Source organism: Mycobacterium sp. 360MFTsu5.1, assembly GCF_000383495.1.
In the GTDB taxonomy this organism is placed as follows: domain Bacteria; phylum Actinomycetota; class Actinomycetes; order Mycobacteriales; family Mycobacteriaceae; genus Mycobacterium; species Mycobacterium mucogenicum_B.
The window spans coordinates 15,166-33,215 of sequence record NZ_KB911471.1 but is presented as its reverse complement, the minus strand read 5'-3'; the positions used below and the strand labels follow the sequence as shown (position 1 = coordinate 33,215).

The 18,050-nt window shown below is 68.3% G+C and carries 16 protein-coding genes; 3 read left to right on the top strand and 13 right to left on the bottom strand.

Going from position 1 to position 18,050, the window contains the following annotated elements; genetic code table 11:
• Positions 1 to 27 precede the first annotated feature (27 nt).
• The 6 genes from H289_RS0122825 to H289_RS31130 all read right to left on the bottom strand — a co-directional run bounded on the left by H289_RS0122825 (position 28) and on the right by H289_RS31130 (position 5,976).
• Entirely contained in the window at positions 28 to 1,488 is a 1,461-nt protein-coding gene (locus tag H289_RS0122825) for an aldehyde dehydrogenase (protein WP_020103155.1), read from the bottom strand.
• Complete coding sequence (locus H289_RS0122820) at positions 1,485 to 3,263, bottom strand: flavin-containing monooxygenase (protein WP_020103154.1); 1,779 nt, start codon at positions 3,261 to 3,263, stop codon at positions 1,485 to 1,487. The genes H289_RS0122825 and H289_RS0122820 overlap by 4 nt, the downstream gene beginning before the upstream one ends.
• A 66-nt stretch (positions 3,264 to 3,329) precedes the next feature.
• Positions 3,330 to 4,073: an SDR family oxidoreductase gene (locus tag H289_RS0122815; RefSeq protein WP_020103153.1), complete on the bottom strand. Its 744-nt coding sequence runs from the start codon at positions 4,071 to 4,073 to the stop codon at positions 3,330 to 3,332.
• A 73-nt stretch (positions 4,074 to 4,146) separates the two neighbouring features.
• Entirely contained in the window at positions 4,147 to 4,548 is a 402-nt protein-coding gene (locus H289_RS0122810; protein WP_020103152.1) for a cupin domain-containing protein, read from the bottom strand.
• Positions 4,549 to 4,640: 92 nt separating this feature from the next.
• A complete protein-coding gene (locus H289_RS0122805; protein WP_020103151.1) occupies positions 4,641 to 5,321 on the bottom strand; it encodes a nitroreductase in 681 nt (226 codons plus the stop codon).
• Between the two features lie 37 nt (positions 5,322 to 5,358).
• Complete coding sequence (locus H289_RS31130) at positions 5,359 to 5,976, bottom strand: sigma-70 family RNA polymerase sigma factor (protein ID WP_020103150.1); 618 nt, start codon at positions 5,974 to 5,976, stop codon at positions 5,359 to 5,361.
• A 208-nt stretch (positions 5,977 to 6,184) separates the two neighbouring features.
• On the opposite strand from H289_RS31130, the gene H289_RS0122795 reads away from it, so the two are divergent.
• Positions 6,185 to 7,099 (top strand): MBL fold metallo-hydrolase, encoded by a 915-nt coding sequence (locus H289_RS0122795; RefSeq protein WP_051128570.1) that lies wholly within the window; start codon positions 6,185 to 6,187, stop codon positions 7,097 to 7,099.
• A gap of 55 nt (positions 7,100 to 7,154) precedes the next feature.
• On the opposite strand, the gene H289_RS0122790 is transcribed toward H289_RS0122795, so the two are convergent.
• The 7 genes from H289_RS0122790 to H289_RS0122760 all read right to left on the bottom strand — a co-directional run bounded on the left by H289_RS0122790 (position 7,155) and on the right by H289_RS0122760 (position 15,307).
• Positions 7,155 to 7,874: an SDR family NAD(P)-dependent oxidoreductase gene (locus tag H289_RS0122790; RefSeq protein ID WP_020103148.1), complete on the bottom strand. Its 720-nt coding sequence runs from the start codon at positions 7,872 to 7,874 to the stop codon at positions 7,155 to 7,157.
• Positions 7,871 to 8,614, bottom strand: a complete 744-nt coding sequence (locus H289_RS0122785) for an SDR family oxidoreductase (RefSeq protein WP_020103147.1) — start codon at positions 8,612 to 8,614, stop codon at positions 7,871 to 7,873. Before H289_RS0122785 ends, H289_RS0122790 begins: the two co-directional genes overlap by 4 nt.
• 26 nt (positions 8,615 to 8,640) lie before the next feature.
• Positions 8,641 to 9,567 (bottom strand): MBL fold metallo-hydrolase, encoded by a 927-nt coding sequence (locus tag H289_RS0122780; protein WP_020103146.1) that lies wholly within the window; start codon positions 9,565 to 9,567, stop codon positions 8,641 to 8,643.
• Between the two features lie 54 nt (positions 9,568 to 9,621).
• Positions 9,622 to 10,512, bottom strand: a complete 891-nt coding sequence (locus H289_RS31125; protein WP_020103145.1) for a hypothetical protein — start codon at positions 10,510 to 10,512, stop codon at positions 9,622 to 9,624.
• Between the two features lie 98 nt (positions 10,513 to 10,610).
• Positions 10,611 to 13,400 carry a helix-turn-helix transcriptional regulator gene (locus tag H289_RS0122770; protein ID WP_020103144.1) on the bottom strand — a complete coding sequence of 930 codons (2,790 nt, stop codon included), beginning with the start codon at positions 13,398 to 13,400 and terminating at the stop codon, positions 10,611 to 10,613.
• Positions 13,401 to 13,503: 103 nt separating this feature from the next.
• Positions 13,504 to 14,460: an electron transfer flavoprotein subunit alpha/FixB family protein gene (locus tag H289_RS0122765; RefSeq protein ID WP_020103143.1), complete on the bottom strand. Its 957-nt coding sequence runs from the start codon at positions 14,458 to 14,460 to the stop codon at positions 13,504 to 13,506.
• Positions 14,461 to 14,506: 46 nt separating this feature from the next.
• The gene (locus tag H289_RS0122760) at positions 14,507 to 15,307 is read right to left on the bottom strand and encodes an electron transfer flavoprotein subunit beta/FixA family protein (protein WP_020103142.1); all 801 of its coding nucleotides are present in this window, start codon (positions 15,305 to 15,307) and stop codon (positions 14,507 to 14,509) included.
• A 264-nt stretch (positions 15,308 to 15,571) separates the two neighbouring features.
• Here H289_RS0122760 and H289_RS0122755 point away from each other — a divergent pair, with 264 nt between their 5' ends.
• Positions 15,572 to 16,369 carry a class I SAM-dependent methyltransferase gene (locus tag H289_RS0122755; protein WP_029105616.1) on the top strand — a complete coding sequence of 266 codons (798 nt, stop codon included), beginning with the start codon at positions 15,572 to 15,574 and terminating at the stop codon, positions 16,367 to 16,369.
• Between the two features lie 29 nt (positions 16,370 to 16,398).
• Positions 16,399 to 17,961 carry a 1,4-alpha-glucan branching protein domain-containing protein gene (locus tag H289_RS0122750; RefSeq protein WP_020103140.1) on the top strand — a complete coding sequence of 521 codons (1,563 nt, stop codon included), beginning with the start codon at positions 16,399 to 16,401 and terminating at the stop codon, positions 17,959 to 17,961.
• The last annotated feature ends 89 nt before the right edge of the window (positions 17,962 to 18,050 follow it).

Sequence of the window (18,050 nt, the reverse complement as noted above, 5' to 3'; positions counted from 1 at the left end):
TCGCACAAATGCTGCGTAGGTACAGGGTCAACGCGTGCCGGAGATACCGCGGGCGACCAGCTTCGTCTCCAGATACTCCTCGAAACCGGCCACGCCCATCTCCCGGCCGATCCCCGACTGCTTGTAGCCGCCGAAGGGTGCGTCGGGTGAGTACCAGACGCCGCCGTTGACGTTGATGGTCCCGGTCCGCAGCCGGGACGCCACCCAGTCGACGCGAGCCTGATCGGTGCCGACGACCGCGCCGGACAATCCGTACGGCGAGTCGTTGGCGATGCGGACGGCGTCGGCGTCACCGTCGTGGGCGATCACGGTGAGCACAGGCCCGAAGATCTCCTCGCACGCCACGCGGGCATCGTTGGTGAGTCCGGCGATGACGGTCGGCTCGATGAAGAAGCCTTGGGTCCGGTCCGCCGGCCGCCCGCCGCCGCAGGCAAACCGGCCACCCTCCTCCAGCGCCAGCCGAAGGTAGCCCTCGACGCGGTCGCGCTGGCGCGCGGAGATCAATGGGCCGCACAGGGTCTTCGGGTCGGTGGGGTCGCCGAAACCGATGCTGGACATGGCCGTTGCGGCCGCGGCGACGGCCTCGTCGTACCGTGCGCGGGGCACCAGCAGCCGGGTGGTGAAGGCGCAGCCCTGCCCGGCGTGCATCGCGACACCGGCGGCCGCGGCGGTGCAGGCCGCGGGTAGGTCGGCGTCGTCGAGCACGATGTACGCGGATTTGCCGCCCAGTTCCAGGAACACCTTCTTGATGGTGTGCGAGGCTGCCACCATGACGGCCCGGCCGGTGGCCGTCGAGCCGGTGAACGACACCAGGTCCACCCGGGGGTCCTCGGTCAACTGCGCGCCGAGCGCATGATCGGCCGAAGTGACGACGTTGACCACGCCCGCGGGAAAGTCGGTGCGCTCGTTGATGATCCGGCCAACCTCGGCAGCACACCACGGGGTGTCCGGCGCGGCCTTGAGCACGACGGTGTTGCCGGCCGCCAACGCCGGGCCCAGCTTGGCGAAGTTGATCTGATGCGGGAAGTTCCACGGCGTGACAGCGCCGACGACACCGCAAGGCTCGCGGACGACGGTGCGCCGAGTCGGTTTACCGAACGGCGCAGCCTCTCCGAGATCGGTTGTCCACGTGTAGTTTTCAGCGAGATCGGCGACGTAGCCCAGGCCATCGACCGGTGCCTGCAGGTGCCCGCCGTAGGTCAGTGAGACCGGCGCGCCCACCTCGGCCACGGTGATGGCGCGCAGGTGCTCGATCTCGTCGCCCAGCGCGTCGCGCAACTGCCGCAGGCAGTGCACCCGTAGCGCGGTGTCGCGCGACCAGTCGGTGTCGTCGAAGGCGGTGCGGGCCGCCGCGATGGCCCGATCCATGTCGTCGGCGTCAGCGTCGGCGGCGTACCCTAACGTCTCCTCGGTGGCCGGGTTGATTGTCGCGAACTCGCCGCCGCGCCCGGGCACCAGCTGCCCGTCGATCAGCAGGGCGGTGCTCACGTGATGACCAGCCCCTCAAGGGTTTCCGCATCCCGCCAGGCTGCGAGGATGTCGGCGTATTCGGTGGGGCTGCCGAAGAAGAAGCTGTCCTGGTTCAGCCGGTCGCTGGGCTGCCCTTCGCGGTTGTAGTAGCCGGGTGTGCAGGCTTCGCGCCGGCCGGAGATCACCACGGAACGCGCCACCACATCGCGGACCCAGCCGTCCTCGGCGGCCGCGCTCGCCTCCAATTTGGTGATGTCATTCTTGAGCGCCCACGCGATCACCCACGCGGTGTGTCGCGACTGCGTGTCGATCAGGTACGGGAAGTTCACCGTGAATCCGGACTGCGCGATGCTCGCGATGAAGCAGTTCGGAAAACCGTTGACATGCAAACCATGTAGCGTGCGCACCCCATCGGACCACTTCTCGGTCAACGTCTTTCCGTCACGGCCGATCACCTCGAACCCGGTGCGCCGCGTGTAGTCGGTGCCGACCTCAAATCCGGTGGCGAAAATCAGGCAGTCGAGCGGGTATTCGGTGCCGTCCACGACAACCCCGCGTGCGCTGATTTTCTCGACACCCCGGCCCCGGGTGTCGACCAGGGTGACGTTATCGCGGTTGAACGTCTGCAGATACTCGTCATGGAAACAGGGCCGCTTGCAGTAGTAGCCGTACCAGGGCTTGAGCCCTTCGGCGGTGGCCGGGTCGGTCACCAGCGCGTCGATGCGCGCCCGGATCTGCTCCATCTTGGCGAAGTCCGCCAACTCCGCCGTCGACGCCTGCGGATCGGTGCCCTCTTTGGCAATCGGCATGGCCTTGGCCAGGCTGGTCCAGGCGTCGGCCACCAAATCCTCGTCGGCCTGGCCGCCGGCGGTGAGGATCTGGAAATTCTCGATGCGGCGCTGCTGCCAACCGGGTTCCAGCGCCGCGGCCCAGTCCGGGTCGGTGGGCGCGTTGGCCCGCACGTCGACCGTCGACGGCGTCCGCTGGAATACGAACAGCTCCCCGACGGCCGGCGCCAGGCGCGGCACGCACTGGATCGACGTCGCGCCCGTGCCGATGATGCCGACGCGCTTGTCGGCCAGGTTTTCCAGGCCCGCGCCGGTATAGGCGTAGTCCCAGCGGCTGGTGTGGAAGGCGTGGCCTGCGAACTCGGTGATGCCCTCGATCCCGGGCAGTTTGGGCTTCTGCAGGTAGCCGTTGGCCATCGAGACGAACCGGGCACGAATGGCGTCGCCGTGGTTGGTGGCGATCACCCACCGCGAATCGGCTGCGTCCCAACGGATTTCCCGCACCTCGGTCTGCAGGCACGCGTTGCGGTACAGGTCGTAGTGCTCGGCGATGGCCTGGCAGTGCGCGAAAATCTCGGCGCCCTTGGCGTACTTCTCGGTCGGCACATAACCCAGTTCTTCCAGCAGCGGCATGTACACGTACGACTCGACGTCACAGGCGATGCCGGGATAGCGGTTCCAGTACCAGGTGCCGCCCACGTCGGCGGCCTTGTCGATCAGCCGGATGTCCGCCACGCCCAGTTCCCGCAGCCGGGCACCGGTGAGCAACCCGCCGAAACCGGCGCCGATGATCGCGACGTCGACCTCGTCGGTCAGCGGCGCACGGGTGAAACCCGGCTCGGCCCAAGGGTCTTCACCGAAGGTCGCGAACCGGCCGGCGATCTCCACGTACTGGCCGATGCCGTCGGAACGCAGCCGACGGGCGCGCTCCTCGGCGTACCGCTGCCGCAGCGCGTCAGGGTCGAACGTCGTGCCGTCGCTGCCCGAGCTCCCGCCATGCGTCATCGATGCATATTGGAACACGTTTCAGTTTCTGGCAAGGGCCTTTCGCGCTGCGACAGCGGCCTGCGGTCAGTGCGCGGCCAGCCAGTCCTGCAGACGGGTGGTGGCGATGGTGGCGTCGGCACCGGTGACCAGACCCGTGTCGCCGACCTTCGTGCCGAAGTAGACGGCCGCCGGGTCGGTCACGATCGGCAGCGTGCTGCCGCTGTGGGCCTGGGCCAGCTCGGCCAGCCGCGCGAAGGTCATCTTCTCCGGCCCGCCGATATTGGTGATCCCGTCGATCGGCGCGGCCTGCGCCGCGCGGGCAACTTCGGCTGCGACATCCTTGCCGGCCATCGGCTGGATGAGGCCTTCCGGCGCGCGCACGACGCCGTCGACGGTCAGTGAGGCCGTGATCGCCTCGGCGAATTCGTGGAACTGCGTGGCCCGAACGATGGTGTAGTGCAACCCCGATCCGGTGATGATGCGCTCCTGAGCGACCTTGGCCCGCATGTACCCACTGTCCGGCAGACCGTCGCAGCCCACGATGGACAACGCAACGTAGTGGCCGACGCCCGCGTCCTTGGCTGCGGTCGTCAGGTTCGTCGCCGATTTGGTGAAGAAGTCGAGCACCGGCCCGTCGGAGAAGTCGGGCGAGTTGACGACGTCGACGAGTACATCGGCGCCGGCCAGTGCGTCGGCAAGGCCCGCGCCGGTGAGGACATCAGCGCCGGACTCACGGGAGGCGGCAACGGTGTCGTGGCCCGCGGCACCCAAGAGCGCGACGACCTTGGAACCGATCTGGCCGCTGGCCCCTATCACAGTGATCTTCATGAGTCATGCCTTTCATCGTTGATTTCTGTTGTGCTACAGCAGCTCTGGCCGCTGAGCGGCGGTTCGTCGGCCGTCAGCGGACCCGGCGATCCTTGCGGGCTTCGAGTTCGTCGTCGTCGACGACCACGAGCATCGGCACGTCCGGGTTGCAGACCATCGTGACGAGGTACCGCACCGGGATGTCCGAGCGGTTGTTGCCGTCGGAATAGTGGATGACGTCGCCCCCGGGCTCCCAGAACGCCTCCCCCGCCCTGACCACGCGCGGGGCCTCGCCTTCGAGCTCGAAGAGCATCTCCCCGTCCAGCACATAGCCGAACGCCGGTCCGCCCGGGTGACGGTGCGGTGGCGCTCCGGCCCCTCCGGGCGGCCACTCGATGATCACCGTCATCACGTGCGCACCGGCCGGAATGAACGGCGGCGTGACGGTCTGGATGGTCGTGATGGCGTTGGCTATGTCGTCCGATGTGGCGAACATGCTTGCTCCTCAACTGAATTCGGCGGGATCGGTGGATTCAGACTCTCAGCTGTGCAGGGCGATGGGACCCTTGGAAGCCCGTAGTCGGTGGGTCAGGGCCGGGCGCCCGGGTCCCCGATGAATGTGACGGTTTCGCCCAGTGGGGCCCGGCCGGTCCGGACGTATTCGACGGCGGCGTCTTCGTAACCGATCGACATGCCGCAGAACAGCATCAGCTCGCTCGGCGGCGACAGGACCTCGGCGACGGTGTTGTGTACCTGCGACCAGGCCATCTGCGGGCAGCTGTGCAGCCCCTCGGCGCGCAACAGCAGCATGACGCTCTGCAGATACATCCCGAGGTCGGCCCACTGGGCCACTCCCAGATCCCGGTCGATGTAGCAGAACAGGGCGGCCGGTGCGCCGAAACAGTCCCAGTTGGCGATCGCGGCCCGCTGACGCGCCTCCCAGTCCTCCCGTGCGATGCCGAGTGCGCTGTAACGCTCGTTGCCGAACGCCTCGCGGCGGTCGCGGTACGGCGACTTCATCGCCGGCGGGTACATCACGTATTCCCGGTCGTCCCAAAGGACTCCGTCGGCCACCCGCCCCACCGCGCGCTTCTTCAGCTCGGCCAGTGGCGAGCCCGTCACGACGTAGATGTTCCATGGCTGGATGTTCGAACCAGACGGTGCCCACGCGGCCGCGGTCAGCACGCGCTCGATCACGTCTCTGGGTACTTCTTTGTCGATGAAACCGCGCACCGAGCGCCTGGTGGTCACTGCCTCGTAGACGTCCACGGTGAACCTGCTTTCCGGCCCGCTTCAACTGTCCACTTCAGCCTGCAGGCTGTGGCCCGCCTGCGGACCCTTGGAAATTCGTGGTCACCGGCCGGCACGCCGAATCCTGTTGACGGTCCAGGTGTGACAGCGCGGTACGCAGTTGCCGCCGACCCCGCGAAACCCGCGACATCACCGTGCCCATCGGGACACCCATGAGCGCGGCCGTCTCGGCGTAGGTATAGCCCTGAATCCCGACGTAGAAGACCGCCGTCCGGGCGCCATCGGGTAGCTCCGACAGCGCGGCCACGACGTCGTCGTCGGGCATCACGTCCAGCACCTCGACCTCGGCCGAACGATGGACAGCCGACCGCTCATGGCCACTCGCGGTGAACATCTCGAGTGCCACCTCGGCGGGCCGGCACTGCCGGTACCGGTGTCTGCTGACCCAGCGGTTGTGCAGAATCCGGAAGAGCCACGCGTTGAGGTTCGTGCCCGGCCGAAACGACCCGAAGCCCTCGAAGGCGTGTAACAGCGTGTCCTGCAAGAGATCTTCGGCGTCGGCGTCGGAGTCCGTCAGCCGTCGGGCGCCGCGTCCGAGCGCATCGAACAACGGGACGGCCTCGACGACGAACCGGGCGGCGAGTTCGGAATCCGGTGCCGGCGCTGCCGTCACGTTCGAGGCCTCCCTGTTTTCAACCAGTGACGGTGAAGTCCGCCGAACTCAGACTCGTCGAGCGGCGGCCGCGGCGAACCTTTGAAAGTACGTAGTCCCTTGCCCCAATCCGTGGTGCGTGCCGGCACGGATGACTTCGCGGGGTGGCTCGCGTTCAACCCCGCGCAGGGTGAATTCCCTGCCGAACGATGCAGCCAAAGGAGACAACGTGAGCTTGGACAACATTTCCCACCTCGGGCAGACGGGGCTCGACGAGTTGGTTCCGTCGCGCTACGCCGTGCAGGTGGGCGACATCGAAGTACTGGTCATCAGCGACGGTGTACTGCCGATCACCGCGTCGACATTGGCCACCACCACCCCGCCGGCCGACCTGACAGAGTGGCTGAACGACAACTTCCTGCCGCCGGAGATCGTCGACTGGCCGCTCAACGTGGTCGTCGTCCGTAGCGAGGATCGGACCATCCTGGTCGACGCCGGGCTGGGCCTCGAGTTCCCGGACTTCCCGCGCGCCGGTCAGACGATCCAGCGCCTGGAGGCTGCGGGCGTCGATCTCGATTCGGTGACCGACGTCGTACTGACCCACATGCACATGGACCACGTCGGCGGGCTGATCACCGAAGGACTCAAGGACCGGCTGCGTGCCGATCTGCGCGTCCACGCCTCGACCGCCGAGGCCGAGTTCTGGGAGGCGCCCGACTTCTCTCGCACGGTCATGCCGCAGCCCATTCCGGACGTGCTGAAGCGGGTCGCCACGCAGTTCCTGAACGAATACCGCGGCCAATTGCGGACATTCGAGACGGACTACGAGGTGGCGCCGGGCGTGCTCATCTCCTGCACCGGTGGGCACACTCCCGGCCACAGCGTGGTGCGGCTGGAGTCCCGCGGCGAGAAGCTGATGTTCGCGGGCGATGCGGTGTTCGCTCCCGGTTTCGACAACCCCGAGTGGCAGAACGGTTTCGAGCACGATCCCGCGGAGGCGGCCCGCGTCCGCGTCGGCCTGCTGCGGGAGGTCGCGGCGACTGGATCAGCTCTGGTGGCGACGCACCTGCCGTTCCCCTCGGTGTGCCACGTGGCGGCTGCGGGCGACACCTTCCGGTGCGTTCCCGCAACCTGGGATTACTGACCGCTGACCACGAAAACGGCCCCCGGACATGTTGTCCGGGGGCCGTTTTCGGCGATCACGCCGCCGCGCCGCCGCCGTCGGCGTGCAGGGTCGAGCCGGTGATGAAACTCGACCGTGGCGACGCGAGGAACAGCACCGCCTGCGCGATCTCGGCCGGCTGCGCCGTCCGGCCCAGTGGCAGTGCGCGACCCAGCTCGTCGTTGGTGTCACCCCACTCGGCAACGACGCCCGGGGTCGCCGTCGGTCCCGGCGCGACGCTGTTGACGCGCACTCCTTGCGGCCCGAATTCCGTTGCCCACGTGCGGGTCAACGATTCCAATGCCGCCTTGGAGGCGCTGTAGCTGGACGCCCCGGGAACGCCTTTGAACGCAACCATGGACGTGACGTTGACGATGCTCCCGCGTCCGCGGCGGAGCATGCCCGGTACCAGTGCTGCCACCAGGAAGTAGGCGCCGCGCACGTTGGTGTCGAACGTCGACTCGAACGACGCGACGTCCTGCTCCACGGTGAGCGCGCCCGGGAAGCTGGCGGCGTTGTTGACGACGATGTCGACATCACCACATTGGCGGGCAAGGCTTTTCACCGATTCCAGATCCGCCAGGTCTGCGGCGATGAATCGCACCCCGAGTTCGGCGGCCGCCGCGGCGCCGCGATCTGCGGAGCGTCCGGTGATGATCACCGCGGCGCCTTCGGCAGCCAAAAGACGCGCGGTCTCGTATCCGATTCCGGCTGTCCCGCCGGTCACCAGCGCGGTCAGGCCCGTCAGCTCCGTCACTGGGTGGCCAGCCAGTCGGCCAGGTGCAGGTCCGAGATGATCGCGTCGCCACTGGTGACCAGGCCGGTGTCGCCGACCTTGGTGCCGAAGTAGACGGCTGCCGGGTCGACCACGATCGGCAGACTCTCATGGCGGTGCGCCAGCGCCAGTTTCGCCAGGCCGGCGAACGTCAACTTGTCCGGACCCCCGATGTTCACGATGCCGTCGACCGGCGCGGCCTGAGCGACACGAGCCACTTCGGCGGCGACGTCGGCGCCGGCGATCGGCTGGATGAGGCCCTCGGGCACCCGCACTTCGCCGTCGACGGTCAACGATGCGGTGATCGCGTCGGCGAACTCATGGAACTGGGTGGCCCGCACGATGGTGTAGGGCAGTCCCGACTCGGTGATGATGCGCTCCTGAGCGACCTTGGCGCGCATGTAGCCGCTGTCGGGCAGACCGTCGCAGCCCACGATCGACAGTGCCACGTAGTGGCCGACGCCGGTCTCCTTCGCCGCGGCCACCAGGTTGGTCGCCGACCGGGTGAAGAAGTCCAGTACCGGCCCGTCGGCGAAGTCCGGCGAGTTGACGACGTCAACCAACACGTCGGAGCCCGCGAGGGCCTCGGTCAGGCCCGCGCCGGTGAGGACATCGGCGCCCGTGTCCCGCGACGCCGCCACGGTCTGGTGACCGGCTTCGTTCAGCAGCGCGACGACCTTCGAACCGATCTGGCCGCTGGCGCCCATCACAGTGATCTTCATCAGACACACCCTTTCGATTTGCTGGTTCAGGATTCCCACACGGCCGGCACGCACCGGAATGCGTTGCCCGCAGTTGCGACATGGCAGACCGATGGGAACGGCAGGTGCGTCGCGACGAGCGCCTCGCGGGTCGATGACAGCTCCTGCAGCAGCCCGACACGCACGCGCGCCGCTTCCTCGGGGTCGTGTTCGAAACCGTTGAACCAGTCCGGGTGGTCGAATCCCGCCTGCAGCACGGCGTCACCCGCGAACGTCAGTCGGTCGCCGCCGGATGCCAGCCGGACCACACTGTGCCCCGGGGTGTGTCCGCCGGTTCGACGGACCAGCACCCCCGGCGCGACCTCGTACTCGTTCTCGAATGGCCGCAACACGTTGCGGTACTCGGTCAGAAACCTTGTGGCGGAAGACCGCATCGCATCCTGCATGGCGGCGTTCACCGTGGTGCGGGAAAAGTCCGGTGACTCCCAGAACTCTGCCTCGGCGGCAGCGGCGTGGATTCGCACGTCCGGGCGCAGCCGGTCCTTCACCCCATCCACCAGGAGGCCGCCGACGTGATCGAAGTGCATATGCGTGAGGACCACGTCGGTCACGGCAGCGAGATCGATGCCGGCGGCCTCGAGGCGTTCGCCCCAATGTCCGGCCCGTGGCGTGAAGTCCTGGTAGTCGACGCCGACTCCGGCGTCGATGAGGATGGTCTGTTCTCCGCGACGGACGACAACCTGATTCAGCGGCAACGCGAGACTGTCGGATGGCAGGAACATGTCGTCCAGCCAGGCCGCCCGGATTTCAGGGTCGGCGTTGGTCGCCAAGCTCGGAGCCGACATCGGCAGCACGCCGTCGCTGATCACCACGACGTCGATGTCCCCAACCGGAAGCGCGTAGTACGACGGCACCGGTTGCTCGGGTCCCCGGCCATCGGCCGGTGCGGTGGATTCCACTGTCTCAAGCGTCATTTCGTATCCCTATCGGCGGTCCAGCACTGGGGCGGATGCCCCCAGCTGCGGTATTCAGCGTCGTCGCGATGCAGCCTGATCGGACCCTTGGAACCCCGTAGTCGAGACCGGGTGGAGCCACCCGGCGATATTGGCGACGTAGTCCTTGAAGACCGCCAGCCGCGCGGGGTCGTTCATGATCTGTGTGCCGGGAACATCGGACACGAACGACGGTGCTCCGGCGCCGAGATCCCAGTTGTAGTCGGCAAAATGGTGAAACGTGGACTCGGCGACCACGCGGCCCATCGGCCGGCCGTCGGGACATCGCTCACCATCGACCACCACGGCGAGATTGAAGTACCGGCCGGTGGCGGTACTGCGACCCTTCGCGATGGCGCGGGCGAGCGGAGGTCTCTCGGTGACCATGCCCTCATGCGGATGCGCGGGGAACCATTCGATGTGCCCGCTCGCGGTGCGGTTGGTGCGTAGCAGCTCGTGCGGCTCGCCGTCGACCAGCACCGGCTGATAGTCGCCATTGGCGCCCGAGTGGTAGTTGGGCCACGAGATGTTCGGGTTGTCCTGATCGTCACGCAAATCGGGGGCATCGCGGGTGTCGTCGTGGAATTCGTTGACCACGCCGAGAATTCCGAGACGGTTCAGGCAGCAGCCCAGGTCTTGGTGATCGCGCGCGGTGAGCACACCGCCGCCGCGCTCGCGGAACCGCCGGACACCGTCGGCGTCGGCCGCCGTCAGACCGTCGCCGACGTCGACCGCGAGCAGCCACAACTGGTCGAAATCGAACTCGTCCAGACGGCTCAGCACCGGGTCGTCGCTCAGGCATGCCCGATTGCGTGCGGTCACCTGGTGACCGCACGCTCTCAACTCGTCTGCCACCATCGAAAACCGGCCGACGTCCCAATCGTCGGCGCATTCGGTGATCGTCGTCTGTAACAGGATGCGGGACACGGGACTCTTTCACTTCAAGGGTTTACGCGGAATGTGATCAGCATGGCCGCTCCCCGACCGCGGCGGACCCTTGGAAGTACGTGGTTCGGTGGCGCAGTTCAGCGCGCGGGGAACAGCGTGCGCAGCTGCCGCCGCGAGGTGATGCCGAGCTTGACGAAGACTTTTCTTAGGTGCCATTCGACGGTGTGGGTGCTGATGAACAGCTGGGCACCGATCTCCTGGTTGGTCAGACCGCCGGCGGCCAGTTCGGCGATCTGGGCCTCTTGCGTCGTCAGCTCGTCACCGGAACTGACCGGCTCCTTGCGGACCTTCTTGCCGGCGGCGATCAGCTCGCGGCGCGTGCGCTCTGCGAACGCCTCTGCCCCCATCCGATTGAGCATCTCGAACGCCGCCGCGAGATGCTCCCGCGCCGCCACGCGGCGGTTCATGCGGCGCAGCCATTCCCCGTAACACAACCGGGCCCGGGCCTGCAGGAAGACAACGCCGGTGCGCCCGAGCCGTTCGATGGCCTCGGTGTACAGGGCGTCGGCGTCCTCGTCGTCGGCCACCAGGGCGCGCGCGTGGGCGAGCGCTCCCAGTCCCCAATCGGTGCCGCTGGCGCCCGCGCGCGCGGCCAGCCGCCGCACTGCCCACTCCGCGGTTTGCTTGTCGCCGATGCGCGTTGCGGCTTCGGCGAGCTCGATCAGACCCCAGCTGAAGAAGCCGAGATCGTCGTAGTCGCAACAGTTCCTGGCCGCCGCGAACGCTTCGGCATAACGCCCGAGTCCGTTGTAGACGACCGCCGAAAGAAACCCAGTGACCCCGAGTACCCGGCCTTCGCCGCGGGCCGCCGCATCGGCCGCCGCGGACTCGATGAGGCCGACCGCATCGGCGGCAACCCCACGAAACGCCGCCAACGACAGCGAGTGGTACCGCAACGGGGCATAGTCGGTCGCCGCCGAGATGACGGCAGCCTCAGCGATAAGTGCTGCCGCCGTGTCGAATTCGCCTGCCAGGAGATGCACACCGGCCCCGAAGGCGAGTGCGGGCGGAAGCGCGGCCAAGGCACCGGCGTCACGCGCCTGACGAATCACGGCGGTGGCCAGCAGCCGGTGGATGCCGTCATCCCAAATCTCGCCGACGGCCGATTCCTGAACGATGGCCAGTCCCAACGGCATCCACCGCAGGAGCTGGCCGTCGGCGTCCTGCGCGTGCCGGCACATGAGCTCCAGCGCGGCGCGCATCTGTTCGGTACCGCCGCCGGTGACGATCCGGCTCGCCACCCCGCTCAGCAGCAAGTCCACCGGCCGTTGCAGCTCGGCCGCACTGCCGAGGGCAGCGCCCGCGGCCTCGGCCACCTGTACCAGCATGTCCGGCCCACCCAGCCGGCCCGCATACATCGCCGCGGCGAGCGCCTCGAGATATGTCTCGTGGGCAAGGTCGGCATCGAGCGTCTCGAGATCTCGTGCCGCGGCGAGCAACTTCTGCACGGCGTCGCTGAGCGGCGGCACGCCGGGCCCGCCGCCGCGGCTGCGGGCGAATTGCATCTCGGCCCGCAACCGATCCACTTGCGCCCGTTGCAGATTCGTCAGCGGCCCGAGTTCGGCGATCGCCAGGAGTTCATGCGCCGCAGCCGGTGCCGCCGCGTCGCGCTTGGCCTGTGCCGCCGCGAGCGCCCGTGCCGCGCGCAGGGCCGGGTCCGCGGTGAGAACCGTCGCGCGTTCCAGGAAGGCCGCTGCCGCGGCGACGCCGCCCTTGCTCTTGGCCCGGCCGGCGGAGCGCTCGAGATCCGCGGCGACAGCGTCGTCGGGCCCCGCCGCCGCGTGGGCGAAATGCCATGCGCGGCGGTCGGGATCCTGCCGGGGATCGGTGGCCTCGGCCAGAGCCCGATGTACCGCTCGGCGCGCGTTCACGTCGGCCGCACGATAGACAGCCGAACGCATCAACGGATGGCCGAAACGCACCCGCGCGCCGAACTCGATGAGTCCGGCCGCCTCGGCCGGCGCCAGAGCACCGACGGACAGTCCCAAAGTCGTTGCGGCCCTCTGGAACAGCGCCGCGTCCCCAACCGAGTCGGCGGCGGCGAGGAACAACAGTTGCTGAGCAGCCGGTGGCAGCGCCTCGACGCGACGCCGGTAGCCGTCCTCGACCTGCCTCGTCACGCTGCGCCCGGTGCCCATGTTCCAGAAGCCACCGGCGAGCTCGGCGGCAGAAACACTGCGGGGGACCTCGAGGAGCGCCAGCGGGATCCCCCGTGTCTCGGCGACGACGCGGTCGCGCACCCGTTCGTCGACCCGCCCCAACAGCACCGAATCGAGCAGGTCTCGGGCGTCGGCATCGGACAGCCCGGTCACCGCCAGCTCCGGCAACGGCCCCAGCGCTTCGGCTCCGGCGTCACGGGCCGCGAACAGCAGCACGACAGGCTCGGCGAGGAAGCGCCGCGCCACGAAAGCGAGGGTCTGCACCGACACCTGATCGAGCCACTGCGCGTCGTCGACCACACACAACAGCGGCTGATCCGCCGTTGCGGCGGCAAACAGGCTCAGCACCGCGAGCCCCACCAGGAAACGGTCCGGCGCCGCTCCGACGCCGCGGCCGAAGGCCACGTCCAATGCACCCCGCTGCGGCGTCGGCAACTCGTCGAGGTGATGCATCAGCGGCGCGCACAGCTGCTGCAGGCCCGCGTAGGCCAGCTCCATGTCGGACTCGACGCCCGTCACCTGGACACAGCGGAATCCGTCCGCGGCATTGACCGCATACCTCAGCAGCGCGGTCTTCCCGACCCCCGCCTCGCCCCGCAGGACCAGCACCTGACTGCTACCCGACCGCGCGGCCGACAACAGGCCGCGCAGCGTCGTGATCTCGCTGTCGCGGCCACGCAAGACCGGCCCGCGATCCTGGCTCGCCATCGGCACCACCGTTCTGGTTGCTGTCAGCAGTCATGCCCAGACACAAAGGTGCCCCAAAACCGAAGTTTTGGGGCACCTTCGCTTCTGCTCACGCAGAAAAAAATCAGCCCTTACGAGCCTTGATGGCGTCGGTCAGCTGCGGTGCGACCTGGAACAGGTCACCCACGATGCCGAGGTCGGCGATCTCGAAGATCGGGGCCTCTTCGTCCTTGTTGACCGCAACGATGGTCTTGGACGTCTGCATGCCGGCGCGGTGCTGGATGGCGCCCGAGATGCCGAGGGCGATGTACAGCTGCGGGGCAACGGTCTTACCGGTCTGGCCGACCTGGAACTGACCGCCGTAGTAGCCCGAGTCGACCGCGGCACGCGAAGCACCGACAGCACCGCCGAGCGAGTCGGCCAGGGCCTCGACGACCGCGAAGTTGTCGGCGCTGCCGACACCACGGCCACCGGCGACCACGACGCTGGCCTCGGTGAGCTCCGGACGGTCACCGGCGACGGCCGGCTCGCGCGAGGTGATCTTGGTGGCGTTCTCGGCCTGGGCCGGAACCTCGACGTTGACGACCTCACCGGCGCCGTCGGCCGGGGCAGCCTCGACGGCACCCGGACGGACAGCGATCACCGGGAGCACGTCGTTGGCCTGCGCCTCGACGGTGTAAGCGCCACCGAAGATGCTGTGCACACCGATGCCACCGGCCTTGACGTCGACGACGTCGACCAGCAGGCCGGCACCCAGGCGGGCCGCCAGACGACCGGCGACCTCTTTGCCCTCGGTGCTGGCGACCGTCAGAACGGCGGCCGGGGCCGCGGACTCGACGAGAGCCTCCAGCACGTCGACGGTCGGGGTGACCAGGAAGTTGGCCGCGTCGGCCGACTCCGCGACGTAGATCTTGGCCGCACCGGCGGCCTTGAGGGCGTCGGTCAGCGGCGCGGCGGTGCCGGGGGCACCCACCACAACTGCCGACGGCTCACCGAGCACACGGGCAGCGGTGATCAGTTCGGTGCTCACCTTCTTGAGGGCACCATCGGCGTGCTCGACGAGCACAAGTACTTCAGCCATGCGTATTTGCCTCTGTGTCTTTCTGGAAGTTTCGGTGTGGTGGGGGCTAGATCAGCTTCTGACCAACGAGGTACTCGGCGATCTTGGTGCCGCCCTCGCCCTCGTCGGCGATCTTCTCGCCCGCGGCCTTGGCCGGCTTCGGCGTCGACGACAGCACCTTGCTGCTGGCGTTGGCGACACCGACCTCGTCGGCCTCGACACCGATCTCAGCCAGCGTCAGCACGGTGACCGGCTTCTTCTTGGCGGCCATGATGCCCTTGAACGACGGGAAGCGGGCTTCGCCGATGCGCTCGTTGACGCTCACGACGGCGGGCAGGGTGGCCTCCAGGCCGAAGACGCCCTCGTCGGTCTCACGCTCGCCGGTGACCTTGCCACCCTCGACGGAGATGCTGCGCAGCGAGGTCAGCTGCGGCAGGCCCAGCAGCTCGGCGATGACGGCCGGAACCGCGCCACCCACGCCGTCGGTGGACTCGTTGCCACCGATGACCAGCTCGGCGCCCTCGATGGTGCCCAGCGCGCGGGCCAGGGTCCAACCGGTCTGGACGATGTCCGAGCCCTTGAGCTGGTCGTCCTTCACGTGCACCGCGTTGTCGGCGCCCATGGACAGAGCCTTGCGGATGGCCTCGGTGGCCCGCTCCGGTCCGACGGTCAGCACGGTGACGGTGCCGGCGCCGCCGGCGGCCTCTTCCTTCTCCTTGATCTGCAGCGCAGCCTCGACGGCGCGCTCGTTGATCTCGTCGAGCACCGCGTCCGCGGACTCGCGGTCGAGGGTGAAGTCGCCGTCGTTGAGCTTGCGCTCCGACTCATAGTCAGGGACCTGTTTGATCAGGACCACGATGTTCGTCATGGGTGTGGTTCGTCCTCCTCGATGAGGCCGGCGGTCGGCCTGGCATTCACGATTAACGCAACGACCAACATGTTACTACTCGGTAACTTATGTGGCATGGCGCAGGAACACCATAGCTGGTCGAACGCGGCCCGAGGATGCCGCCTTTTGTTTTCTTGACCACACTTGAGGGTGTTGGGCAACATGACAGAACCAGCAGGTGGGACGGCCCAACCGATCGGGCATGGGATCAGCGGTACCACTCTGGGCTAGCCTGCCTATCTAATGAGCACTTTTCCCGAAACCCAGCCGGACAGCCACGCGGCAACCTCAGTGCCAGTGATGCCACTGACCGGTGAGCGCACCGTCCCGGACCTGGCCGAGGAGAACTACTGGTTCCGGCGCCACGAGGTGGTCTACCGGCGCCTGGTCGAGCGCTGCCGCGACCGCGACGTCCTCGAGGCCGGTGCCGGCGAGGGCTACGGCGCCGACCTCATCGCCGACGTCGCGCGGCGGGTGATCGGGCTGGACTACGACGAGTCCTCCGTGGCGCACATCCGCGCCCGCTACCCGCGGGTCGAGATGCTGCACGGCAACCTGGCCGCATTGCCGCTCCCCGACGCCTCCGTCGACGTCGTCGTCAACTTCCAGGTGATCGAACACCTCTGGGACCAAGGGCAATTCGTCGCCGAATGCCTGCGGGTGCTGCGCCCGGGTGGCGTGCTACTGATGTCCACGCCCAACCGGATCACCTTCACCCCCGGCAGCGACACCCCGCTGAACCCGTTCCACACCCGGGAACTGAACGCCGCCGAGATGACCGAACTGCTGACCGAACAGGGCTTCGTCATGGAGGCCATGCTGGGCGTGTATCACGGCGCCGGACTGCGTGAGGTCGACGCCCGGCAGGGCGGCTCCATCATCCAGGCCCAGATCGACCGCGCCGTGGCCGACGCACCCTGGCCCGCGGACCTGCTGGCCGACGTGGCCGCGGTGACGATCGACGACTTCGATCTGCTGGACGCCGACGCCGCAAACATCGATGACAGCCTCGACCTGGTGGCAATCGCGGTGCGGCCGTGAGTGATTCGTCGAGCGCACCAGTACCGGGGATGTTCACCCTGGTGCTGCATACGCACCTGCCGTGGCTGGCCCACCATGGCCGCTGGCCGGTCGGCGAGGAGTGGCTGTACCAGTCGTGGGCGACGGCCTATCTGCCCCTGACGCGCGTGCTGCGCGAGCTGGCCGAGGAAGGCCGCGGCCACCTGCTGACCCTCGGCATGACACCCGTCGTCACCGCCCAGCTCGACGATCCATACTGCCTGGCCGGTATGCAGCAGTGGCTGTCCAACTGGCAGCTGCGCGCGCTGGAGGCGACCACCGTGCGGGGCGGCCGGGGCGAGCGGAGCGACGGGACAGACTCCAGCGGCGCCCCTGAGACCTTCAACTCACCGGAAGCGTTGCGCGCCTTCGGTGTTCACGAGCACCAGCAGGCCGGTGCGGCGCTCGCCGAGTTCGCCGATCACTGGCAGCACGGCGGCAGCCCCGTGCTGCGGCAGCTCATCGGCGCGGGCACCATCGAACTGCTCGGCGGCCCGCTGTCACATCCGTTCCAGCCGCTGCTCAACCCCCGGCTGCGGGAGTTCGCGCTGCGCGAGGGCCTGGCCGACGCCGGCGCCCGCTTCGCGCACACCCCCGGCGGCATCTGGGCGCCCGAATGCGCCTACGCGCCCGGCATGGAGACCGGCTACGCCGCCGCCGGCGTCACCCACTTCATGGTCGACGGCCCGTCACTGCACGGCGACACCGCGCTCGGCCGTCCCGTGGGCGAGTCGGACGTCGTCGCCTTCGGCCGCGACCTGCAGGTCAGCTACCGCGTGTGGTCGCCCAAGTCCGGCTACCCGGGGCACCCGGCGTACCGCGACTTCCACACGTACGACCACCTCACCGGCCTCAAGCCGGCCCGGGTCACCGGCCGCACCGTCCCGTCGGAGTCCAAGGCCCCGTACGAGCCGGAGCGGGCCACCGCCGCGATCGACGCGCACGTCGCGGATTTCGTGAACACGGTTCGGCGCCGGCTGCTCTCGGAGTCCGAGCGCACCGGGCGCCCGGCCCACGTCGTCGCCGCTTTCGACACCGAACTGTTCGGGCACTGGTGGCATGAGGGACCGGAGTGGCTGGGACGCGTATTGCGCGCGCTGCCGGCCGCCGGTGTCCAGGTGGGCACCCTGTCGGACGCGATCAACAACGGGTTCGTCGGCTCCCCCGTCGAACTGCCGCCCAGTTCCTGGGGCTCGGGCAAGGACTGGCAGGTCTGGTCCGGCGAGCAGGTCGCCGACTTCGTGACGCTCAACGCCGAGGTCGTCGATACCGCGCTGACCACGGTGGACAAGGTCCTGGCGCAGGATTCGGCGTACCCGGCCCGTGACCGCGTGGCCGACCAGATCCTGCGCGAAGCCCTGCTGACCGTCTCGAGCGACTGGCCCTTCATGGTGAGCAAAGACACCGCGGCGGAATATGCTCGCTATCGCGCGCACCTGCACGCGCACGCCACCCGGGAGATCGCCGGTGCCCTCGCGTCTGGACGACGCGACCAGGCCCAGAAGCTCGCGGAGGGTTGGAACCGCGCCGACGGACTGTTCGGCGCCCTGGACGCGCGGAGGTTGCCGCGATGAGCCGCTTGCGCGAAGAGCCGAGGGCACCGATGAGCGCTTGCGCGAAGAGCCGAGGGCACCGATGAGCGCTTGCGCGAAGAGCAGAAGGC